Source organism: Leptolyngbya sp. FACHB-711 (genome assembly GCF_014695615.1).
In the GTDB taxonomy this organism is placed as follows: Bacteria; Cyanobacteriota; Cyanobacteriia; order Elainellales; family Elainellaceae; genus Leptolyngbya_A.
Genome location: NZ_JACJOR010000260.1, coordinates 1 through 20,924, shown reverse-complemented (window position 1 = coordinate 20,924; position 20,924 = coordinate 1). Strand labels below are relative to the sequence as shown.

Here is a 20,924-nt window from a genome sequence, read left to right as displayed (position 1 = left end):
GACGATGCCAGGAAACGAACTGAATTGTAGTCTACTGGATTAAATTTGAGACAAAATCCAGTCGATCGCCTCAGACAAATCAGCCGCTACATAGTCAGGCTGGGTCAGATGCTGATAAGTTCCCGTCAAGACTCGATCGCCAAATCCCGTCTGAACAAGAATCCCAGTACAGCCTGCGTTGTGAGCCAGATCGATATCCGTTGCTTTGTCACCAATCATAAAACTGCGGCTTAAGTCTAGATCATGCGTCCAGGCAGCCGCCACCAGCATTCCCGTATTGGGTTTGCGCCAGGTTGACCAGCGATCGAACGGAGATACAATTCCGCCTTCGGGGGGGCTGAGCGTGGGACAAAAGTAAACCGCATCGAGCTTTGCGCCCGCTTCAACATGCAGCAAATGCGCCAGGCGATCGTGCAGTGCCTCGACGTGGGAATCTGAATAATAGCCCCGCGCCGGACCCGATTGATTGGAGACGAGACAGCAAAAAATCTGGCGATCGTTTAACCGCCGCACGGCTGCCGCTACTCCCTGAATCAGGCGCAAATCCTCAACGCGATACAAATAGCCTGCTTCTTCGTTCAGCACTCCGTCGCGATCGAGAAATACGGCAGGTCGAGTCATAGAGCCATATTCCTGCCCTTATTCCATTCCGGGAAGCAAATCCAAAATTTCCCGCGCTGCCCGATCGCTCACGCCCACCTCGCCCAATTGCTGCCGCATTCGCCCATAGTCCGCGAGAATCTGACTGCGGCGATCGGGGTTCAGCAAAAATTCCAGCGATTCCGCCACAATGCAATCGGGGGTTGCCTGCCGCTGGAGGAGTTCGGGGACGATCGGCTGCATCAGCACCAGATTCACCGGAGAGATAAAGGGGGCGGCGTATTTGAGCAAATTCTCAGCAATCCAGGCAGTCATGGGATTGAGCCGATACATTACTACCTGCGGCACATTCAGCAAAGCCAGCTCCAGGTTCACCGTGCCCGATTTGGTAATTGCCAGATCCGAAGCCGCCAGCACTGCCTGGGTTTGATCCGCGACCAGCCGTGCCCGAAGTCCGTAAGATTGGATTGACTGCTCGATCGCCTCCCGGTAGGTTTCCAGCGACAGGGGAATCAAAAACTCAACCTGGGGCAGTTTTGCCTGAAGTTTTTCCTGGAGTTGACGCGCCGCCTCAAACATCACAGGCAGAATGTACTGAATTTCCTGACGACGAGAGGCAGGAATTAGGGAAATCACCGTAGCCTCTGGATCCAGGTTCAGTATCGTTCTTGCTTCTGAACGACTGGGCGCATTTTGCATTCGATCGATCAGGGGATGCCCGATCCAGGCGACCTCGCTGCCCCATTTCCGGTAGTAGTCTGCCTCCGCCGGAAAAATTGCCAGCAGGCGATCGGTGGCTCGCACGATCCGCTGGGTGTTTGCCGAACTCATCGACCAGACCCACTCCTGCGGTGCGATGTAGTAAACCGTGGGCACAGACGGAAAAAAGCGGCGCGTAAAATTGCCGATACCGATATTAGGACCAAAATAGTCAATCATCACCACCAGATCAGGCGGATTCTGGCGTAGCCATCTTTTCACCTGTCGCTGCGCCCGAATCGTCGGCAGCACGTATTGCACTGATTCTAGAATGCCGATCGAGCCGATCGCACTGGTATCCGCCAGCAGTTTCGCCCCTGCCTGGGCCATGCGATCGCCCCCGGTCGCGACAATTTCCAGATCAATTCCGGCGGATTCTGCCTGACGATACAAAGCTTCGACTAGCAGCGCACCTTGCAAGTCGCCCGATACTTCACCTGTACTGATAAAAATTCGCCGTTTGGTTCTAATCATCCTCGCGTCTCTGCATTGCCTTCCCCGGCAGCGAGCCCCGCCGCCCCAGCGAATGACTCAGCCGCAAAAACTGCCGCAGATGCTCGATCGCCTCATGATCTGGCAATAAATCAAGCTGTTCGAGCGCTTGGGTAAAGGGCAAGCCCGATCGATAAAGCGTACGGAAAGCTTTTTTGAGGGACTGCATCGTTTTGCCGCCATCTAAATCAGCAAAGCCCGCGCGCTGGAGCCCGACTTTGTTGAGCGATCGGACTCGTGCCGGATTGCCCTCAACCAGCATAAAAGGAGGCACGTCGCGATGAATTCGACTCATGCCGCCCACCATTGCCAGCCGTCCAATGTGGACAAACTGATGCACCCCCAGCACACCGCTGATTCGTGCCTGGGATTCGATATGGACGTGACCGGAAAGGGCAACGCTATTGGCAATGATTACCTGATCGCCGATCACGCAGTTGTGACCTACATGGGCATACGCCATCAGCAAATTTTGATTGCCGATAACTGTCGCTTCGCCTGCCAGCGTTGCCTGATTGATGGTGACGTACTCGCGAATCACATTGTCATTGCCGATCGTGACCCGATTCAGCGAGCCGTCGTATTTCAAATCTTGCGGTTCTAAGCCAATCGCCGCACCGGGGAAGATTTTGTTGCGTTCGCCGATCTCGGTTTCGCCGTCGATCACGGCGTGATGACTGACGATCGTACCTGCCCCAATCCGTACCCGTTCGCCAATTACCGCATAAGCCCCGACCTGCACCGTGGGATGGAGTTCGGCGCGGGGATGAATCACAGCAGTCGGATGAATCAGAGTAGTCAAGGGTTTTGAGCAGAGGGTAGGGATTGGAAGATGCAGGAGAAAGCCGTGACTCGACGTTCAGGATTGAAGGCGAAAGAATTGACTTCAAGGTCAAACTTAAAGGTCAACCAGAGAAAACATTAGTTCCCCTTCAGCGGCAAGCTGCCCATCGACTTCGGCACGACCCTGCATCCAACCAAAACGACGATGCTTGACCCGCAGCAGTTCCACAGTCATCACAAGTTGATCGCCGGGAACCACCGGACGACGAAACCGAACCTTATCGATTCCGGCAAACATAAACAGCCCTTCGGGCAGATCGGGCATCTGAGTCAGCACCACTCCGCCCACCTGCGCCATCGCTTCCACAATCAACACACCCGGCATAATCGGCTTACCTGGAAAATGCCCCTGAAAGTGCGGCTCGTTAAAGCTGACATTTTTAATGCCGATCGCCGACTTACCAGGAACATACTGAATAATGCGATCGACTAGCGAGAAAGGATAGCGATGCGGCAAAAGCTGGTGAATTTCTTCGATCGATAGCGTGGCACGCGCAGCCGGGGTGTTGTTAGAGTTAGCTTCAGCTTCCGCAGTGAGATGAGCGGTATTCGTCGGGTCGTCAGTCAAAATAGCCATGAGTCAATCCAGGTGTAAGACGGCAAGAAGGGTGAAACGCCCCAGTCAACAATCGGTTGGCAAACAGGTTAAGCAAACAAAAGAGCAGCCAGACGGGCAGCAAACTGAGTGTGTAACTGGTGGCTGGCTTTGTAGGCAAGGATATGAGCGCGGGGGAAAGTTCCCAGCAAACTCAAATCTCCTACTAAATCTAAAAGTTTATGACGGACTGGCTCATTTGAAAATCTTAATGGAGGATTGACCCATCCGTCTCGGCTGCAAACCAGAGCATTGTCAAGACTACCACCTTTGATGAGTCCCTGCTGTCTGAGGGAGTCGATCTGCTCTGCAATCCCAAAGGTTCGTGCCGGAGCGATCGCCTCCCGGAAACTTTCGCGATCGGGCGACCAACTTTGCCACTGATTACCGATCGCAGGCAAATCAAAATCAATGCCGTAGGTAAACCGCAGCTCATTTGCCGGAAATGCTGAGATAAAGGCATCGCCCTGACTCAAGGTAACTGGCTCGGTCAGCACCGATTGGGGACGCTCCGCCTCCTGAGCCATGATTCCGGCTTGCTCGATCGCCTCTACCCAGGGCAAAGCCGAACCATCCAGCAAGGGCACTTCCGCCGCGTCTAGCTCAATCCGGGCATTATCAATCCCCATGCCGCTAAGAGCTGCCAGCAGATGTTCTACGGTTCGCACGGTTGCTGTACCGCTTTCCAGTTCGGTTGAGAGCAGCGTTTGTCCCACGCAATCGATTCGGGCGGGAACCGTGGGGCGATCGGGCAGATCAACTCGCACAAAGCAGCGTCCAGATCCGGGTAGGGCAGGCAACACCCGCAGGCAAACCGAATTTCCCGAATGCAGACCAATCCCAACTCGCTCAAACGAGCGTGCCAGCGTGTGCTGAAACACCTGACCTGGTGAAGCAGGAAAACCGGAAGATAAACGAGACGTGGAGGCTTCAAGCATGTAGTTAAGCAATACAGCAATAAATCAGGCTGATGCAGAGAAATGGCTCGAAACGGAAAATGGCAGATTTTTTAGAATAGTTGGCGGCTGTGAAGTAACTCTCAGCTTGGAGGAATCCTCGTGATCTGTATTGCCTCCCTAGCGGGTCATTTTGGGGAACCGAGCCAAGGGATTTCGACTTTCAAAGTTCCCCAAAAGTGGAGGATTTAGGGGGGCAATGTGGAACATGGAACACTTCTTCGGTAGCCGCCTCCTAAAATCCCTGCCCGATGCCAAACACAATGCGGTTATCCCCCTGGTCGTTGATCGCATAATCCACTCTGACTAAGCCCAGCGGCGTTTGCACCCGAACTCCCAAGCCGTAATCGAAACCTGATCCCGGTTTATCACGAATTCCTGCTGGATCGCCTGGAACATCTGAGGCAGTGCCCAGATCAGAGCCGACATCAAGGAAGAGTGCGCCACTGACGATCGAAAAGACCGGGAAGCGATACTCTGCCGTTGCCTGTAGGAAGCTGCTGCCGCTGCCCAGGTCACCGGGTCCGTAGCCTCGCACCGAGTCTGTGCCGCCCAGCGCGAACGCTTCATAGGGTGGGAAGTCGCCGATAATCGTACCGCCCTGCACGTTGAATGCGAGCGTTTGCGGACATTGTTCTGCCGTCGGATTTTCCTGCTGGCAGCCTTCGGTCAGGCGCAGGAATCGTACTGGAAGGAAGTAGCTGTAGCTGGCGCGCACTCGGTTAAACGTAATTCCCGCGATCGGAATTGCCTGCTCTGTACTAAAGCGCAGCACCGAACCACTGGTGGTTTGAATTGGGTCATTGCGTCGATCGCGCACCGCCGAGAACTGGAGCGTCAGCAGATTATCAATTCCCGACTCGTTGTAGCTCAGCAGGTTGCCAAATTCATCGCGAGGCGTTAGCTCACCGTCTACATCGCGCACTGAGACGTTCTGATACTGCAAACCCAGACTTGCCCGCCAATCATCACCTAGCGGACGGCTGAAACTAATACCGCCACCATAGCGACGAATCCGGGGGCGATCGCCGTTCGGAAGCGTCACTTCTTCGTCGCCTCCGTCAAAGATGAGCGAGATTGACTGTCGCCCAAACGCATTAAGCGTGTAGGAAGTCCGGTTCGGGTCCCCGCCGATCCAGGGATCGGTAAAGCTGAGATCAAACAGCAAATCGCGCTCGCCAAGCTGGACTTCTGCGCTCAAGTCCTGGTCATTGCCACCCAAGTTAGTTTCCTGGAAGCTGACCGAACCGAACAGACCGCTTGCCGAGCTGACGCCAAATCCGGCTGCCAGCGACCCTGTATTTCGCTCTTCGACATTCACCGTAACATCCACAGTCCGTGGATCTTGCCCCGGATTGAGGGCAATATTCAGACTCTCAAAAATGCCTAACCCAAAGGCACGCTGGAGGTCTGCGCGAATCTGGTTCTGGTTAAACACATCCCCCGGCTGCGACTCAAACTGGCGGGTAATGATAAAGTCCCGCGTCCGTCCCTCAACCGGATTGCCTTCTTCGTCAACCGGCTGACCTTCTTCGAGAAACTGGATGCCAATTTGCTCGATCACGCCCTCTGCCACTTCCAGCGTCACTGTTCCATCCGGCAAAATTTGCGGAGCTGAAATGACCTGCGCCAGCACGTAGCCATTGTCCTGATACAGACGGTTCAGGTTTTCAATTCCCACCTGCAACTGCCGCAGATTGACGATCGACCCCACCTGATTGGCAAAAATTGTGTCAACGGCTTCCTGAAGGGGAACCTGCTCGTTTTGATAGGTGACTTCAGTACCCTGCTCTTGCAGCACGCTCCCGCTCAGTTCAACCGATTGAAACAGTGGATTCGGCTGCACCAAAAAAGTAACGCGCACACCGAGGGGGGTATCTTCGGGAACTGCCCGCACGTTCGAGAAAAATCCTGTGGCAAAAATGGCGTTGATATCCTGCTGAAGCTGCGATCGGGTGGTGGTTTGACCAGGAAGGGTCTGGATTGTGCCATACACCTCATTCAGCAAATCGCCTTCTGCCCCGGTTACCAGCACTTCTGACACTAAGACTCTGGGTTCGGGCTGCTCTGCCTGGGGTGGCGTTGCACCGCCCGGCGTTTGTTCCGTTCCAGGAGTTTGCCCGGTTCCAGGAAACGGGGGAAGGGTAGGCGTTGTGCTGTCAGGAGCTTGCTGCGTTCCAGTTCCAGGGAAAGGCGGCAGGGTGGGAATATTGGTTCCGGGAGCGGGGGCAGGGGTTTGAGCATCGGACTGAGCTGGCTCGACATCGACATCAACACCTAATCCAGGCTGAGTGTCGATCGGCACATTAAGCTGGTTGGGGCTTTCCGGCTCCGGCGTCTGGGTTCCCGGTGGGGGAGTCTCCGGGGAACTGGGCGGCTCGTCAATTTGAGCGTCCTGCTGCGAGCCGGGGTTGGGCGGAAGCTGAGAGATGCGCTGCGAAGCAGTTCCCCCTCTGAGGTTATCGGGTGCAAACTCGATTGGCGTTGCCTCAGGCACTGTTCCTGATGGGAAAACGGTAGTTCCAGCAGACCCAGGCGGCATTGCGGCAATCAGCGGCTCTGAATGGGGGGAACCCCCAGCATTGACGCTGGCAGCCTCCGCTGCATTAATCGAGGACGGGTTTGCAGCGATCGAGTTTGCAGGACGCAGGTCTGTTGCTTCGGTTTGCTCCGTAGAAGGCAGCGTTTCAGAAGCCGCTTCGGTCGTCTGCGCCCCAACCGGACGCACAAAGCTCAGGGTTGCTGAAGCAGTCAGGACTGCCAGAAAAAAGGGAGAAAAACGCATACGGGTAAAAGAGTTTGACACTTCCACACACCAGAGCATCGCTCACAGGAGTATATCAGAGCAGCAGACGATCGACTTGAGACGAGCAGCTTATCCTGCAATCAGGAGGCAAAAGCCGTCATCAGTCGAGAAGCACTCTAATGTTTCTCAGTACTGTCCCTCGCTGCCTGGTTTGACACCCTTGCTAAGGGGTTGACTTGTTTGACTGACAGAAATCACGCGAGTTCCGCACAAACGCAGCCATTGTACAGCATTCGGTTTTTTGTGCTCTAAACTGGGTGTGCCAGAACTCGCTCTAGCACCTGGCGATACGCCTCTTCCACATTGCCCAGATCGTGCCGAAAGCGATCCTTGTCCATCACTCGCTGACTGGGATCGGTTGCTGCCTGATTCCACAGCCGACAGGTATCCGGGCTAATTTCGTCTGCCAGGATTAAATTGCCTTCGGCATCCATGCCAAACTCCAGCTTGAAATCAACCAGCGTAATGCCGCACTCCTGAAAAAATGCCGTCAGAATTTGATTGACCTGAAGTGCCATCTGGCGAAGCTGTTCAACCTGTTCAGGCGTTGCCAACTGAAGGAGTCGCAGCCGATCGATCGTCAGCAGCGGATCGCCCAGTTCATCATTTTTGTAATAAAACTCAACGAGCGGCCGGGGTAGTTCCATTCCCACAGCCAAACCCGTTTCGCGGCACAGGCTCCCCGCAGCAATATTTCGCACGACGACTTCTAGCGGCACAATTTTGACTGCGCGTACCCGCATCTCGTTCGTCGCCGGACGATCGATCCAGTGAGTGGGAACGCCTTTTGCTTCCAGCATTTGAAACAGGTGGCTGGAGATGGCGCAGTTCATTTCGCCTTTGCCGACGATCGTGCCGCGCTTCTGGGCATTAAAGGCAGTGGCATCGTCCTTAAAGCGAGTCAACAAAATGTTGGGGTCGTCGGTTGGATAGAGAATCTTTGCTTTACCCTCGTATAAAATTTGAGGTTCTGTCATGGAGGTCAGCCCTGGGTGAGTAGAATCAAACGTGCGATCTAGAACAATCTGCAACAGGACACCATTTTAGCGGCGGTAGGTCAGTTGCTGTTCTTCAATTCGTCCGAACTTGTCCTGGCTGCTCAAACTCAAACTTTGCTAAATACGGGCTGCTGAATATTGGGTTACTAAATACTGGGTTACTAAAATAGGGTCGCTCGATACAGGGTGCGACCTGGTGTTTGATCGGATGTTTGATAAGAACTTTTTGCGGAACGGCTCGCGAAACGACGGCTTGGTAGCTCTCTTTCAAAAAGCAGGAATGAATTTGTTGGAAACCCGAGCGTACTCCCTTAAATTTGGGAAATCATTACTGAGTAGCAAACTTTACTAAGTTCTGTCTTTGTATCCTTTGCTACACAAAACAATCGCAGTGCTTCTTCCCAAAGAAAGAAGTATCAGATTGTTGAGCCCTGCTAGGTTCTCATGATGTTTTCACTCGCTGTTTTTAGGTTAAATTTGGGTTAAGAGCAAATCCCTGTTAGTGTCTCAATCGCCTATGTCAATTATTAGGCGGGTAACATCCGTGAGGAATACCAGCTAAAGCCAGAGCAATTTGAATGTTTAAGGAAGGTGAAGCCATGACCCATCGTACTGAATTTCTCAACGCCAAGAGCCGCTACCGGGGTGAAGTCAAGCCAGAGAATTTGGTGTTTAACGCAAACCTACAGGAATTTTCTCAGCGCGTCAGCTTCATTTCTGGCTTAGAAACCAACGGCAAGATCACGCCCGAAGAGGCATTTACCCAAGTTCGATCGCTCTGGAAGCAACTCAAACGCAGCCGCAAAGCGTTGGGCGTTGGCGAACACCCCTTTCAGTTGCCTGAAGAGTAAACGGGCATGATTTCAGCCTTATTTTTCAGTCAGCGTCCAAACCCCGTCTGCCCATTCAGTTTCAGTCGGGGGATTGGTTAACCAATGTTCACAGCGTTTCAGGTGCATCTGCGCGGCTTTGTCTTTGCAGTCAAAGTCTTCCAGAAGGGTGCCGAATGCCAGGATCGCTCTGGCGAATTTGCGGTTGAGATAAAATTCGCGCGCCTGATGATAGAGATCGATCGCCTGCTTGCGTTCATCAGCGATCGGCTCATCTCGTAGCCCGACCAGCTCATAAATGCCCACGGGCTTGTTTTTGCCCTTCACCCGAATGCAGTCTAGCTCCCTTGCCCAGATGCGATCAGCACAGGGCTTGTAAGTACTTTCGCTAATAATAATGTCGGTTCCGTACTGTTTGCTGGCTCCTTCTAACCGCGAACCGAGATTGACCCCATCCCCGATCGCCGTAAACTCCATGCGGCGGCTGGAGCCAATGTTGCCGCTGATCACCACATCAGAGTTGATGCCGATTCCAATGCTGATTCTGCGCTCTGGCTCTCGATTTTCATTAAACTTTTTCAGTCGCTCACGCATCTCGATCGCACTCTGCACCGCCATCCAGGGATGGTCTTTCAGCGGCACAAGCGACCCAAACACTGCCATAATCGCGTCGCCGATGTACTTATCCAGTGCCCCGTCGTAGCGAAAGATCGCATCAACCATCGACTCAAAATATTCGTTGAGCATATCAACGACCGCATGGGCTTCCATGCTCTCGGTCAGCGTGGTATAGCTGCGAATATCAGAAAATAGTACCGAAACCTCCTTGCGATCGCCGCCCAGTTTCAGTTCGCCGTTGAGTGCCCGCTCGACAAGCTCCTGACTCATGTAGCGCGACATGGCGTTCTTAAATCGCTTTTCCCGGCTGATGTCTTCAATCACGACCAGCCCGCCCGACACCTGTTCAGGATTGGTCGCGTCTGCGATCGGGTTGAGGGTAAGGTTGATGCTGTGGTGCGTCGTTCCATCGGTCGAGAGCAGGGTTTGATCTGCATAGTAGTACTGGCGATTTTGCTCCCTTGCTGCATCAAAGACATTGGCGAACCAGCCTGAAAAGTTGCTTTTATCAATTAGGATCAGATCCGTCACCGATCGCCCTTCCAAGGAAGCCGATTCTGCAAAGCCGAGCAGCTTTTTCGCCCGTTCGTTGGCAGCAATCACTCTGCCTTCCTTGTCGGTTGAAATCACGCCGTTAGAGAGCGATCGCAGAATGTCGCGCTGGGTCTGCTCCTGCTGCTTCACAGTGGCAAAAAGCTTGGCGTTTTGCAGGGCAACCCCTGCCTGATCGTTAAACGATCGCATAAATTCCTGGTCGCTGCGGTTAAAGCTTGCCCGCCAGCATTCTGGAGCTTCTGGATAAGTTGCCGGATCATAGGGGAAAAAGTTGCCTGTGCGCTTTTTGTTGATGAGCTGCGTTACGGCAATCAGCTCATTATCGGCGTTAAACACAGGCATACAAAGCATACTGCACGTTCGATAGCCCGTCTTTTTGTCAGTTTCCTTCGATTTTGCTGAGTTGGGGTGGTCGTACAAGTCGAACGGAATCAGTACGGGTTCTCCGTTCATTGCGACCTGTCCAGCAAAGCCTGCGCCCATCGGAATTCGGAGTTCGCGCAGTTCCCCGTCACGGTTGGGCAACTTCGTCCAGAGTTCGTGCTTTTCGCGATCGATCAGCCACAGAGTGCTCCGGTCTGCCTGCATCAGCTCTTTCGCCTCGTCCATCACCTTTTTCAGGGTTTCTTCCAGGTCGAGGCTGCTCTGGCTGAGGGCTTTGGTTGCCTTAATCAAGGCAGAGGCGGCACGCTGTTGTTGCGTGGCCTTGTAGAACGATCGCGATGACTCCAGAATCAGGCGAATCGAGGGCGCAAAATCGGAAAACAACTGCTCGTCGTCGGAGGTGAATCCGGCTAAATCGATTTTTTGATCGAGGGAGTCGAGGGGGGCGTGTCCCGGCTTTAGCTTGTTGATAAGCTGCACGACGGCAACCAGATCTCCGCCATCGCTCAGGAGCGGCATCGTCAGCATCGTATAGCTGCGATAGTTGTTTTTCTTGTCGAGTTCCTGTGCTGCTTTAGAACGTGCGTCCTGGTAAAAGTCGTAGGGAATATTTATTGCCTGCTTGGTCGTCGCGACTTCTCCCGCAATTCCCATTGTGCGCGGAATCCGAATTTCCAGGCTCTTGCCGTTGTCGTCACCCTCAGCATGAATCGACCACAGCTCGTCTTTGTCCTCATCCAGCAGAAAAATGGTGGTGCGATCGGCATTGAGCAGTTCCCCAGTTTTCAGGGTGATCGATCGCAGCATTTCATTCAGGATCAGCTCAAACCCCCTCGCGTCGAGCACATTATCCAGCAGGGAAAGGGTCTGATTCACCACATGGAGGCGCTGTTCTACATCCGCAACGACCTGTTTAAACGTCTCCTGCTTGAGTGGAGCCAGGAAGTCTGAGAAAGACTGTTTGCGGGCAGTCAAAGCACTATTGCTGATTCGGGTTATATGACCGGGATCGGAGTTGACAACTCCTTGGGAGGGGATTCCTCCCAGGGGAATGTCTGGCAGCGTTGCTTGGGCATCACAGGGAGGCAGCACCTGATCAGGAACGACAGCCGCAGGTCGATCGATCGCTAAGTGAGGCGTACCAGGATTTGAGTTATTGCCCAGATCATTGCCCGGATCATTGCCCGGATCATTGCCCAAATTATTGCCCGAACTATTGCCCAAGCCGTTGCTCCCTGGCGAGTCCAAATGTGAGTTCAGAGACGGTGGAACGTTCATAGATGCATAAGGAAAGAGAGCGTCCGAGTTAACGATAGCGAAGCAGCCAAGTTTTCTCTAGCAAGATATCCGTGGCTCAACTGAGCTTTTTAACGACAGCCGCTTTTCCGTAGCCGTGAGGTCATACCCACTATATCCGGTTGCTCTATCGCTATCCCGTGACGAACTTAACACTTCATTACAAAACTCTAACAAAAGTTTAAAGCTGTCTACCTTTCCTAAAATTCCCAGCTTCGACCGGAAAATCAGCAAAAAAAAGCCTGAACATTTGACCGTCCAGACTTGGTGATATGCGTTTTGCTCAAGAGAGGATTTAAATTGTGGCTAGAGTTGCAGCGTTTGAGGCTTGGCAACCTAGCCAGGAAATGAGGCGATCGCTTCGACCGCGTTTCCCTTAATCAATCGCTTTCTTCACTTCTTCTTTGGCATCTTCAACCGTATGGCGAACTTTGGCTTCACCCTGTTTCGCTTGTCCGGCTGCCTGATCTTTAGGATCTCCAGTGATGTTGCCAATGCCTTCTTGAATCTTACCTTCTACGTTTTTTGCGGTTGCTTTTAATCTGTCGTCAGCACTCATTTTTATTATCTCCAAATTTGTAAATCTGATATGAGAAAAAGATATCAATGTGCGGGCACCTTTTTCCTCTACCAATCGAGAGATCGTTGATCCCCACCTTTGAATGGAGGCGATCGAGACGGGGATCAATCTTATTCAGCTTTTCTGAGCAAGTATAAGTAATTCTACGAAGGGCGAATTTATTTTGGAGAGTGTTTGAAAAGGGCGAATGGCAATGCGAACTGCCTCCTTAATTCTGCAATGCTAGGGGGGTTGAGCAGGAATAAAGTTTGGGGAACTCGTTAAGCTCAAGTTCTCAGACTCCTCCAAGTGGGTTTGATTGTGGGTCAATATCTACTTTGAGTGTTTCTGTTTCTTGCAATATCTCAGCAATGGTCTCAGCAAGGGGTTGATCTCCAATCCAAACTTCAGCCCCAACATTTTTCCGCTCGGGTAGGCTTGCAAGCTGGCCGGCTCGCTTTATTGCTTTACTCCAAGTTCCACCCTAGTTATTTATTAACCCGGCAAGGAAAGAGAGGGCAGGATTAGGAGAGAAATTGTTAGCATAGAGGTATGAACAAACCCGATGCTCGAACGCTGAATCTAGCCACTCAAAACTATCTGCGGCAGCAGGCAATTCGGCTGCGTGAGGAAGGCAAACGGATAGTTGATATCGCCGAGTACCTGGGCGTGCATCGCAATACCGTATCTGACTGGTGGCAGCAATATCAGCAGGAAGGAGAAGCCGCCTTAGAGCAATACCCTAGAGGCAAAAAATTGGGGCAAGGGCGGACGCTCAATCCTGACGAAGAGGCATACCTGCAACAGTTGATGCGAGACTATTGCCCGGATGAGTTGGAGATAGACAGTGCCTTGTGGACTCGTCAAGCTGTGGCAAGTCTGGTTGCTCAAGTGTGCGGCGTTGTGATGCCACTTCGCAGCGTGGGGGAGTATCTCAAGCGGTGGGGTATGACGCCACAAAAGCCTCTGAAGCGGGCGTATGAACAAGACCCTAAAGCGGTCGAGCAGTGGCTAGAGACGGAGTATGTGCAGATTCAAGCCCGTGCGAAGCAACAAGGAGCAGAAATTGCTTGGGGCGACGAAGCCGGAGTGCGGTCGGGGGCTCAAGGGGGACGCGGGTATGCACCGAGGGGAGAAACGCCAGAGATTCGGCTCAATACCCAAAGAGCGAACGTGAACTCCATTGCCAGCATTGACAATCAAGGGACGGTGCGCTTCATGCTGTACACCCAGACGCTGAGCGCGCAGGTGTTCATCGCGTTTCTGAAGCGACTGATTCAGAAGCGCCAGCGCAAGTTGCTGTGGATCGTGGATAGGCATCCGGTGCATCGGTCAGGGGCAGTGCAGCAGTGGTTAGCGGAACATGAGCAGGCAATTGAGCTACTCTACCTGCCGTCGTACTCGCCCCAGTTAAATCCAGCCGAGTATCTCAACTGTGATGTCAAGCAGGGAGTTCACGCGAAGCCCCCGACGCGAAACCAGGCGCAGTTGGAACAGCGGGTGTCATCTCATCTGCATAAGCTTCAGAAGTTGCCGGGGCGCATCGTGCGGTACTTTAAACATCCTGCCATTGCTTATGCTGCCTGACCTTATGCACTCTCTATACTTGCCAGGTTAATAACTATCGTGCCTAATTGTGCCTCCTTACAAACGGCAAGAGAGCGATCGTCCTGATCCCCCTCGTCTCACCATGATCAGTTCTGCCACAATGCTGACAGCGATTTCTTCGGGGGTGAGTGCGCCAATGTCTAAGCCGATCGGGGCATAAAGGGTTTTGAGTTTTGCTGCTTCAATGCCCGTTTGTTCGATCGCTTGATACACTTGCCGTACCCGCTTTTTACTGCCAATCATGCCCAGGTAACAGCAGGGGATTTGTTTTTGCAGCAAAACAGTGAGGGCTTCCAAGTCAAACAGATAGCCGCGTGTGACCAGTGCCACGTAAAGCTGAGACTGTGGCTGTAAGCAATCGAGGATTTGGGCGATCGGCTCTCGGAAAATTTGGTTTGCCTGCGGATAGCGGTCTGGGTTTGCCCAGTCGGGGCGATCGTCCTGCACCCAGATTTGGAAACCTGCCAGGTGAGCGACTTTTGCAAGCTGTTCGCCGACATGGCCTGCGCCAATAATGAGGAGAGTGGGTGGGGGGTGGAGAGTTTCGGTATAGGTAGGTGGAGGAGTGAGAGGATGGGGCGACGGGGGAATGAGAGGGTGAGCGGAGGTAAGGAAAGGGGATTGGTGAGGAGACAGGGGGGTGGTGAGGGTGAGGGAGTGACCGGATTGGAGGAGATCGACGATTTGTTGGGCGAGGGTGAGGGATTCGCTGCCTTGCCATCGTTGGAGCCAGATTTGCATTTTGCCGCCGCAGATGCCTTCTTGCAGTTGATTGGGAGAGCCTGTAAGGTCGATTTGAACGAGTTGAGGTTCTCCGGTTTCCAGGACGGTTTTGGCTTGCTGGATGACTTTGCCCTCGCCTGCGCCGCCGCCGATCGTGAAAAAGATGCGATCGAGGGTAAGGATCATTTTTGCGCCTGCTTCTCGCGGTACAGAGCCTTTGACATGGATAACGGTTGCTAGCACTGCCGGGGTGTGGGGGAGAAGCTGCGTGAGTTGACGAAAGCATTCCAGGGACATGGTTTGCCCCTATTCAGCGCTGAGGACTGGAAGCCGTTCTGATGCCAGGATGGAGTTGGCTTTGACTTGCTCGATCGCCCATAGCGTTGCTTCAGGGGTCGCTGGAGCCGCCAGAAGGACTGCATCTGTATTGCCAAATGCCGCTACTGCTGCCCGAATCGCTTCACGGACGGACATTGCCAGCATGAACGGGGGTTCACCCACGGCCTTGCTGCCGTAAATCACGCCTTCCTGAGCAGCCCGTTGGAGCAAATGCACCTGGAAATGTTCGGGAATCTCGCTGATCGTGGGAATTTTGTAGGTGCTGGGGGCAAAGGTTCGCAGTCGTCCCTCAGTGTCCCAGACGAGTTCTTCCATGGTGAGCCAGCCCATGCCCTGCACAAAGCCGCCTTCGATCTGACCGAGATCGATCAGGGGATTGAGCGATTCGCCCACGTCATGCACAATATCGACCTGCCGCAGCTTAAACGTCCCGGTGAAACCGTCTACTTCTACTTCGCTAACGGCTGCTCCATAGGCATAGTAATAAAAGGGTCTGCCGTGTCCTTTTACTGCGTCCCAGAAAATATTGGGTGTGCGGTAATAGCCTGTGGCAGAGAGGCTGATGCGATCGTTATAGGCACGCTGCACAACTTCATCAAAGCCCACGCGCAAACTGGGATAGCCGCGACAGAAGATCCAGTCTTCGGCAAATTCCAGATCCTCCGGCGCGTCGAGGTTCAGCAGCGGAGCAGCGACAATCGCCAGTCGAGATTTCAGGGTTTCGCAGGCATCTTTCACCGCTTGCCCGTTCAGGTCAGAGCCGCTAGAAGCCGCCGTTGCTGAGGTATTGGGGACTTTATCAGTGCTGGTGGGCATGACGCGGAAGCGATCGATCCGCACCCCCAAAGATTTTGCTGCTACCTGGAGCATTTTCGTGTGGAGTCCCTGCCCCATTTCTGTACCACCGTGGTTGAGCTGAATGCTGCCATCGGTGTAGATCAGCAGCAGTGCGCCTGCCTGGTTGTATTGGGTTTTGTTAAACGAGATGCCAAACTTGACGGGTGTGATTGCCAGTCCACGTTTCAGGTCGGGGTTCGCTTGATTGAAAGCGTTGATCGCTGCCTGTCGTTCTGCATAGTTCGATCGCGCTTTGGCTTCGTTCCAAACGCGCAGAATTCGGTTATCGACAATTTCCTGACCGTAGTGAGTCGTATTGCGATCGCCGTCCGCATCGTCTTCGCGGTAAAAATTGCGTTCGCGCACTTGATCGGGGGATAGGTTCAGCTTGCGGGCGATGCGATCGATGATTTCCTCGATCACGATCATGCCTTGCGGTCCCCCAAAGCCGCGAAATGCGGTATTCGAGACTTTGTGGGTTTTGGCAATTCGTCCCCGCACTTCCACATGGGGTAAATAGTAGGCGTTATCAACGTGTAGCATTGCCCTTAGCAGCACAGGCGGCGATAGATCCAGGCTCCAGCCTCCGTCTGCGTAGAGATCTAGATCCAGCGCGGTGATCTGACCTTCTGGGGTAAAGCCAACGCAGTATTGCCCTAAAAAGCCGTGCCGTTTTCCGGTCAACATCATGTCCTGGTGTCGCCGCAGCCGCACCCGCACCGGACGACCTGTTTTTCGGGCTGCCACTGCTGCGATCGCCGCAAATGGATTTGCCTGAGTTTCTTTACCCCCAAAGCCGCCGCCCATTCGCAGACAGGTAACAGTGACTTGATTGCTGGCAATTCCCAGGACTCGCGCCACAATAATCTGCGTTTCCGAGGGATGCTGCGTTGAGGAATAGACGTGATAGTGCCCTTCGCCGTCCGGGATCACCCAACTCGCCTGGGTTTCCAGGTAAAAATGATCCTGCCCGTTCATCTCAATTTCGCCTTCCAGCACGATGTCCGCTTGCTGAAGGGCGGTTTCAGGCTCTCCTCGGCGGATAACCTGCGGCGCATTGTGAAAGCTATTGGCGTTGATTGCCTCCTGAATTGTGCAGATCGGCTGGAGCAGCTCGTATTCCACCACCACCCTGGCGGCTCCCAGACGGGCAGCTTCTTCACTTTCCCCGGCCACCCAGACGATCGCCTGTCCCCAATAGCTCACGTCCGCCACGGGCAGCAAAACCTCATCCTGCACGATCGCTCCGGTATCGTTTGCCCCCGGTACGTCTTCTGCCGTCAGCACCGTCACCACTCCCTCGATGTCGTAAGCCCCACTCACGTCGATTCGAGTAATCTGTGCCCGTGCATGGGGAGACAGCACCGGAGAGAGCGATAGCATGCCAATCAGCGATCGCTGATCGTCGGTATAGACTGCCTTACCGCTCACATGGGAGACTGCGCTTTCGTGGCTTTTGCGTTGTCCGGTGGGCATTTGCTGACCTTCCTGATGATGTTGTGCCGATTACCCTGAAGCGAGAACTGCTTTGCATTCCACTAAGCGCCAAGGGCAACAGCTTGACGCTCCATTTCCACAAAAAACTTCTCAAACAAATTAGCAATGAGCAGCTTGCGATAGTCCGCACTGGCTCGCAGATCGGTCAGTGGCGTAAAGGCTTCGCGCAAATCGGGCTTGACCTGCTGCACCGTTTCCCTTGTCCAGGACTGACCGATCAATCGCTGCTCCACTTCGATCGCCCGCACCGGAGTTGCTGCCACTCCCCCATAAGCCAGCCGAGCCTGAAGAATTCGATCTTCAGCATCCAGATCGATCGTGAACGATGCTGCCACAATGCTGATATCGTCTGTGCCTCGCTTGCCGATTTTATAGGACTGGCTGAGGCGACGGGCTGCACCGGGCGTAGGCTGACGGGGAATTTGGATGGATCGAATTATCTCTCCGGGCTGTAGCTCAGTTTGGCGATAGCCTTTAAAGAATTGCGCGAGGGGAAGCGATCGATCTCCCGCTATCCCTGTAATTTGCACTTGTGTATCTAGAGCCAGCAGCACCGGGGGCAAATCGCCGATCGGGGAAGCCGTACCCAGGTTGCCGCCGATCGTTGCCCGATTGCGAACCTGACGCGCTGCAAACCAGTGCAGCATTTCGTCCAGACTGGGAAAGATGCCGCGCAGCTGAGTTTCCACCTGGCTCAACGGCACGGCTGCCCCAATTTCAACAAAATCCGGCGTTTCCCCAATCTGCTTGAGTTCGCTGACCGCCTCCAGGGAAATCAGGATGGGGAAAGATTGCCGATGGTGACTCATTTCTAGCCCCAGATCGGTTGCGCCTGCCACCAGAACCGCCTGTGGGTTATGCTGCAACAGATCGATCGCCTCCTGAAGCCGGGTGGGACGAAAGAACTGCTGCTCATGATCGGTGTAGCGCACTGGCTCCAGATTGGTGGTAGCCGCTACCAGCGTTTGGGAAAAGCGATCGACCGGGGTTGCCTTTGCGACTTGCTGCGCCGCCCGACGAATTGGCAGGTAGCCCGTACAGCGACAGAGATTGCCCTCTAACGCACCATCATCGAGCGTGCCATCGTAATAAGCCGCAAACAGACTCATGATAAATCCCGGCGTACAGTAGCCGCACTGCGACCCGCCCGTTTCCACCATTGCCTGCTGCACCGGATGCAGTGCCCCGTTTGCGATCCCCTCTACGGTAATAATTTGCCGCCCTGCTAGCGATCCGATCGGAATCAGACAGCTATTTACTGCTTGATAATGAGGCTGATTGTCTGCCCCTTCTGCCACGATCGCCACTGTGCAGGCTCCGCAGTCTCCATCCCCGCACCCCTCTTTTGTGCCGACCCATCCGTTAACCCGCAGATATTCCAGGAGCGTCATCGTAGGTGAAATGCCCTTTAGCCGAACGCGATCGCCGTTAATCGTGAGTGACAAACTGGTTTCGAGCTGTTCTTGCTGTGTCACCGTTTCCCCTCCCAGCTGTCTGCAAACCCGGGTGCGCTCGACTCCTGCATTTTGTTTGTCATTCCGCCCCGTACTCTCAACACTACTATCTGGACTGTAGCGGTTTCGCTCGTCTGTTGCCCAGCAGGTTAGAAAATCTTGAAATCTTGGGAGTGAAATCGAAACAGAACGGAAACTTATCGCCCAAACTCGATCGACACTCCGACGAAGTTCCCCTCACCCTTCCCATCACTCATCACTGCATAGTGTGTACGATCAAACAGACAGAACGGCTGTAACTGCTAATACAATCTACAGACGCAGATTCAAGACACAAAACGGGCAGCGAGCGGGGGAACGATGCAGCAGCTAAAGATTGTCATTATCGGGGCGGGAATTGGGGGGTTAACCGCAGGCGTTGCCCTCAGTCGAGCCGGATTTGAGGTCGAAATCTACGATCGCGTCCGAGAACTGCGTCCGGCGGGGGCAGCGATTTCGGTCTGGTCAAACGGGGTGAAGGTGCTGAATTCCCTCGGCTTGGGTCAGCCCATGGCGCAAATCGGCGGCTTGATGGAGCGCATGGAGTACCGCACTCAAAACGGCGATCTGCTCAATGCGATCGATCTCGCTCCCCTGGTGCAAACGGTCGGACAGCGACCCTATCCGGTAGCTCGAACCGATTTGCAAACAATGCTGCTGAATGCCTTTCCGGGAGAAGTGAAGCTAAACGCTCGCTGCGTTGGTGTAGAAGAAACCGAGACAGGTGTGACGGCAGTGTTTGAGGATGGACATCGCGCCACAGGCGATCTGGTGATTGCGGCAGACGGGGTGCGATCGGTTCTCCGTGAATTTGTGCTGGGGCATTCGGTTGAGCCAATCTACGGCGGCTATGTCAACTGGAACGGCTTGGTTCCCATCAGTGCCGATCTGGCTCCGTCAGACACCTGGGCAATTTATGTGGGCGACTTTAAGCGGGCTTCGATGATGCCTGTGGCAGGAAATCGCTTTTATTTCTTTTTTGATGTGCCCATGCCCAAAGAAAAAACCTCGGAACTGGGCGAGATTCGCTCGGACTTATCGCAGTTTTTCCTGGGCTGGGCAGATCCGGTACAGCGGCTGATCGAGCGACTAAATCCTGAAACCACCAATCGCGTCTTGATTCACGATGTGGGACCGATCGATCGCATGGTGCGCGGTCGGGTTGCGCTGCTGGGAGACTCTGCCCACGCTACCTGTCCGGATCTGGGTCAGGGCGGCTGTCAGGCAATGGAAGATGCTTATGTGCTCACACAGTTCCTCCTCACAACAAACCTCAGCGTTCAAGATGCTCTGCACCGCTATGAAGCCGATCGCCATCCCCGCACCTGCGCGATCGTCCAAAAAGCTCGTAAACGCGCCGAGCAAATTCACGGTAAAGACCCGGACATTACGCGCCAGTGGTATCGACAGCTCGCTACTGAAAAACCGACTGACGTGACCGATGCGATCGCCAACACGATCCTGGGCGGACCGTTGAGATAGTTGCTGAACCCTATGCCTTTCTCCATCGCTGAACTGAACGCCTTTTCTCAGGAAGAATTCGTCGCCGCCCTGGGCACAGTTTTTGAAGAAACTCCCTCGATCGCCGCTCGAACCTGGCACAGCCGCCCTTTTGCCGATCGCGCAGATCTCTTCCAAAAGCTGATCGCCACAATGCAGCAAATGACCCCAGCAGAAAAACTCGCCCTGATCCGCGCTCACCCCGATCTAGGCAGCAAAGTCAAAATGGCAGCCGACTCCGTCCAGGAGCAATCCGGCGCAGGACTCGATCGCCTCTCCCCAGAAGCATTCGATCGCTTTCAAACGCTCAACCACGCCTACAAAACCAAATTCGGCTTCCCCTTCATCATCGCCGTCCGCAACCATAGCAGAGCGAGCATTTTAGCGGAATTCGATCGCCGCCTGCAAAACTCGATCGCTGCCGAAACGCAGCAAGCCCTCACAGAAATCACCCAGATTGTTCAATTTCGTTTGGGTGATCGAGTGGTTGATTCTACGTCATAAAGAATGGTTGAGCAGGGTCATAAAGGATGTTTGAGCAGTCGCCAATCTCCTCCATCGCCCCATTTCCCTATCCATCCACCCGTACCCCGCCCAAAAAATTCAAGCCAAATTCCGTAAGATAGAAATCTCCCC

General features: G+C 53.9%; 16 protein-coding genes. 4 read left to right on the top strand and 12 right to left on the bottom strand.

The window, feature by feature from the left end; genetic code table 11:
* Window positions 1-39 precede the first annotated feature (39 nt).
* From H6F80_RS10040 to purC, 7 genes are all read right to left on the bottom strand, one after another.
* Complete coding sequence (locus tag H6F80_RS10040; protein ID WP_190791423.1) at window positions 40-621, bottom strand: D-glycero-alpha-D-manno-heptose-1,7-bisphosphate 7-phosphatase; 582 nt, start codon at window positions 619-621, stop codon at window positions 40-42.
* 18 nt (window positions 622-639) lie between these two features.
* Complete coding sequence (lpxB, locus tag H6F80_RS10035; protein WP_190791422.1) at window positions 640-1,833, bottom strand: lipid-A-disaccharide synthase; 1,194 nt, start codon at window positions 1,831-1,833, stop codon at window positions 640-642.
* Complete coding sequence (gene lpxA / locus H6F80_RS10030; protein WP_190791421.1) at window positions 1,826-2,653, bottom strand: acyl-ACP--UDP-N-acetylglucosamine O-acyltransferase; 828 nt, start codon at window positions 2,651-2,653, stop codon at window positions 1,826-1,828. Before lpxA ends, lpxB begins: the two co-directional genes overlap by 8 nt.
* A 96-nt stretch (window positions 2,654-2,749) precedes the next feature.
* Window positions 2,750-3,271, bottom strand: coding sequence for a 3-hydroxyacyl-ACP dehydratase FabZ (gene fabZ, locus H6F80_RS10025; RefSeq protein WP_190791420.1), 522 nt, complete (start codon window positions 3,269-3,271; stop codon window positions 2,750-2,752).
* 68 nt (window positions 3,272-3,339) lie between these two features.
* Entirely contained in the window at window positions 3,340-4,227 is an 888-nt protein-coding gene (lpxC, locus tag H6F80_RS10020; protein WP_199296482.1) for a UDP-3-O-acyl-N-acetylglucosamine deacetylase, read from the bottom strand.
* 253 nt (window positions 4,228-4,480) lie between these two features.
* Window positions 4,481-7,030, bottom strand: coding sequence for a BamA/TamA family outer membrane protein (locus tag H6F80_RS10015; protein ID WP_190791419.1), 2,550 nt, complete (start codon window positions 7,028-7,030; stop codon window positions 4,481-4,483).
* A 269-nt stretch (window positions 7,031-7,299) separates the two neighbouring features.
* Entirely contained in the window at window positions 7,300-8,028 is a 729-nt protein-coding gene (purC, locus tag H6F80_RS10010) for a phosphoribosylaminoimidazolesuccinocarboxamide synthase (RefSeq protein WP_190791418.1), read from the bottom strand.
* 620 nt (window positions 8,029-8,648) lie between these two features.
* Between purC and H6F80_RS10005 the strand changes: the two genes are divergently transcribed.
* Window positions 8,649-8,900: a DUF7219 family protein gene (locus H6F80_RS10005; protein ID WP_190791417.1), complete on the top strand. Its 252-nt coding sequence runs from the start codon at window positions 8,649-8,651 to the stop codon at window positions 8,898-8,900.
* 18 nt (window positions 8,901-8,918) lie between these two features.
* On the opposite strand, the gene H6F80_RS10000 is transcribed toward H6F80_RS10005, so the two are convergent.
* A complete protein-coding gene (locus H6F80_RS10000; protein WP_190791416.1) occupies window positions 8,919-11,714 on the bottom strand; it encodes a GAF domain-containing protein in 2,796 nt (931 codons plus the stop codon).
* Window positions 11,715-12,108: 394 nt separating this feature from the next.
* Window positions 12,109-12,291: a CsbD family protein gene (locus tag H6F80_RS09995; protein WP_190791415.1), complete on the bottom strand. Its 183-nt coding sequence runs from the start codon at window positions 12,289-12,291 to the stop codon at window positions 12,109-12,111.
* A 552-nt stretch (window positions 12,292-12,843) separates the two neighbouring features.
* Between H6F80_RS09995 and H6F80_RS09990 the strand changes: the two genes are divergently transcribed.
* Complete coding sequence (locus H6F80_RS09990; protein WP_190791414.1) at window positions 12,844-13,878, top strand: IS630 family transposase; 1,035 nt, start codon at window positions 12,844-12,846, stop codon at window positions 13,876-13,878.
* Between the two features lie 57 nt (window positions 13,879-13,935).
* Here the strand turns inward: H6F80_RS09990 and H6F80_RS09985 are convergent, their stop codons facing one another.
* The 3 genes from H6F80_RS09985 to xdhA form a co-directional block, all read right to left on the bottom strand.
* Window positions 13,936-14,919, bottom strand: coding sequence for an XdhC family protein (locus H6F80_RS09985; RefSeq protein WP_190791413.1), 984 nt, complete (start codon window positions 14,917-14,919; stop codon window positions 13,936-13,938).
* A gap of 9 nt (window positions 14,920-14,928) precedes the next feature.
* Window positions 14,929-17,274 carry a xanthine dehydrogenase molybdopterin binding subunit gene (gene xdhB, locus H6F80_RS09980; protein ID WP_190791412.1) on the bottom strand — a complete coding sequence of 782 codons (2,346 nt, stop codon included), beginning with the start codon at window positions 17,272-17,274 and terminating at the stop codon, window positions 14,929-14,931.
* Window positions 17,275-17,336: 62 nt separating this feature from the next.
* The gene (gene xdhA, locus H6F80_RS09975) at window positions 17,337-18,770 is read right to left on the bottom strand and encodes a xanthine dehydrogenase small subunit (RefSeq protein WP_347277856.1); all 1,434 of its coding nucleotides are present in this window, start codon (window positions 18,768-18,770) and stop codon (window positions 17,337-17,339) included.
* A 339-nt stretch (window positions 18,771-19,109) separates the two neighbouring features.
* On the opposite strand from xdhA, the gene hpxO reads away from it, so the two are divergent.
* Together hpxO and uraD are read left to right on the top strand one after the other, a co-directional pair.
* The gene (gene hpxO, locus H6F80_RS09970) at window positions 19,110-20,270 is read left to right on the top strand and encodes an FAD-dependent urate hydroxylase HpxO (protein WP_190791411.1); all 1,161 of its coding nucleotides are present in this window, start codon (window positions 19,110-19,112) and stop codon (window positions 20,268-20,270) included.
* Between the two features lie 12 nt (window positions 20,271-20,282).
* Window positions 20,283-20,792, top strand: a complete 510-nt coding sequence (gene uraD, locus H6F80_RS09965; RefSeq protein ID WP_190791410.1) for a 2-oxo-4-hydroxy-4-carboxy-5-ureidoimidazoline decarboxylase — start codon at window positions 20,283-20,285, stop codon at window positions 20,790-20,792.
* Window positions 20,793-20,924 lie beyond the last annotated feature (132 nt).

Bases quoted from the DNA above. Each gene is read 5' to 3' on its own strand.
- H6F80_RS10040 (WP_190791423.1), bottom strand. From the start codon at position 621: ATGACTCGACCTGCCGTATTTCTCGATCGCGACGGAGTGCTGAACGAA.
- lpxB (WP_190791422.1), bottom strand. From the start codon at position 1,833: ATGATTAGAACCAAACGGCGAATTTTTATCAGTACAGGTGAAGTATCG.
- fabZ (WP_190791420.1), bottom strand. From the start codon at position 3,271: ATGGCTATTTTGACTGACGACCCGACGAATACCGCTCATCTCACTGCG.
- lpxC (WP_199296482.1), bottom strand. From the start codon at position 4,227: ATGCTTGAAGCCTCCACGTCTCGTTTATCTTCCGGTTTTCCTGCTTCA.
- H6F80_RS10015 (WP_190791419.1), bottom strand. From the start codon at position 7,030: ATGCGTTTTTCTCCCTTTTTTCTGGCAGTCCTGACTGCTTCAGCAACC.
- purC (WP_190791418.1), bottom strand. From the start codon at position 8,028: ATGACAGAACCTCAAATTTTATACGAGGGTAAAGCAAAGATTCTCTAT.
- H6F80_RS10005 (WP_190791417.1), top strand. From the start codon at position 8,649: ATGACCCATCGTACTGAATTTCTCAACGCCAAGAGCCGCTACCGGGGT.
- H6F80_RS10000 (WP_190791416.1), bottom strand. From the start codon at position 11,714: ATGAACGTTCCACCGTCTCTGAACTCACATTTGGACTCGCCAGGGAGC.
- H6F80_RS09995 (WP_190791415.1), bottom strand. From the start codon at position 12,291: ATGAGTGCTGACGACAGATTAAAAGCAACCGCAAAAAACGTAGAAGGT.
- H6F80_RS09990 (WP_190791414.1), top strand. From the start codon at position 12,844: ATGAACAAACCCGATGCTCGAACGCTGAATCTAGCCACTCAAAACTAT.
- H6F80_RS09985 (WP_190791413.1), bottom strand. From the start codon at position 14,919: ATGTCCCTGGAATGCTTTCGTCAACTCACGCAGCTTCTCCCCCACACC.
- xdhB (WP_190791412.1), bottom strand. From the start codon at position 17,274: ATGCCCACCGGACAACGCAAAAGCCACGAAAGCGCAGTCTCCCATGTG.
- hpxO (WP_190791411.1), top strand. From the start codon at position 19,110: ATGCAGCAGCTAAAGATTGTCATTATCGGGGCGGGAATTGGGGGGTTA.
- uraD (WP_190791410.1), top strand. From the start codon at position 20,283: ATGCCTTTCTCCATCGCTGAACTGAACGCCTTTTCTCAGGAAGAATTC.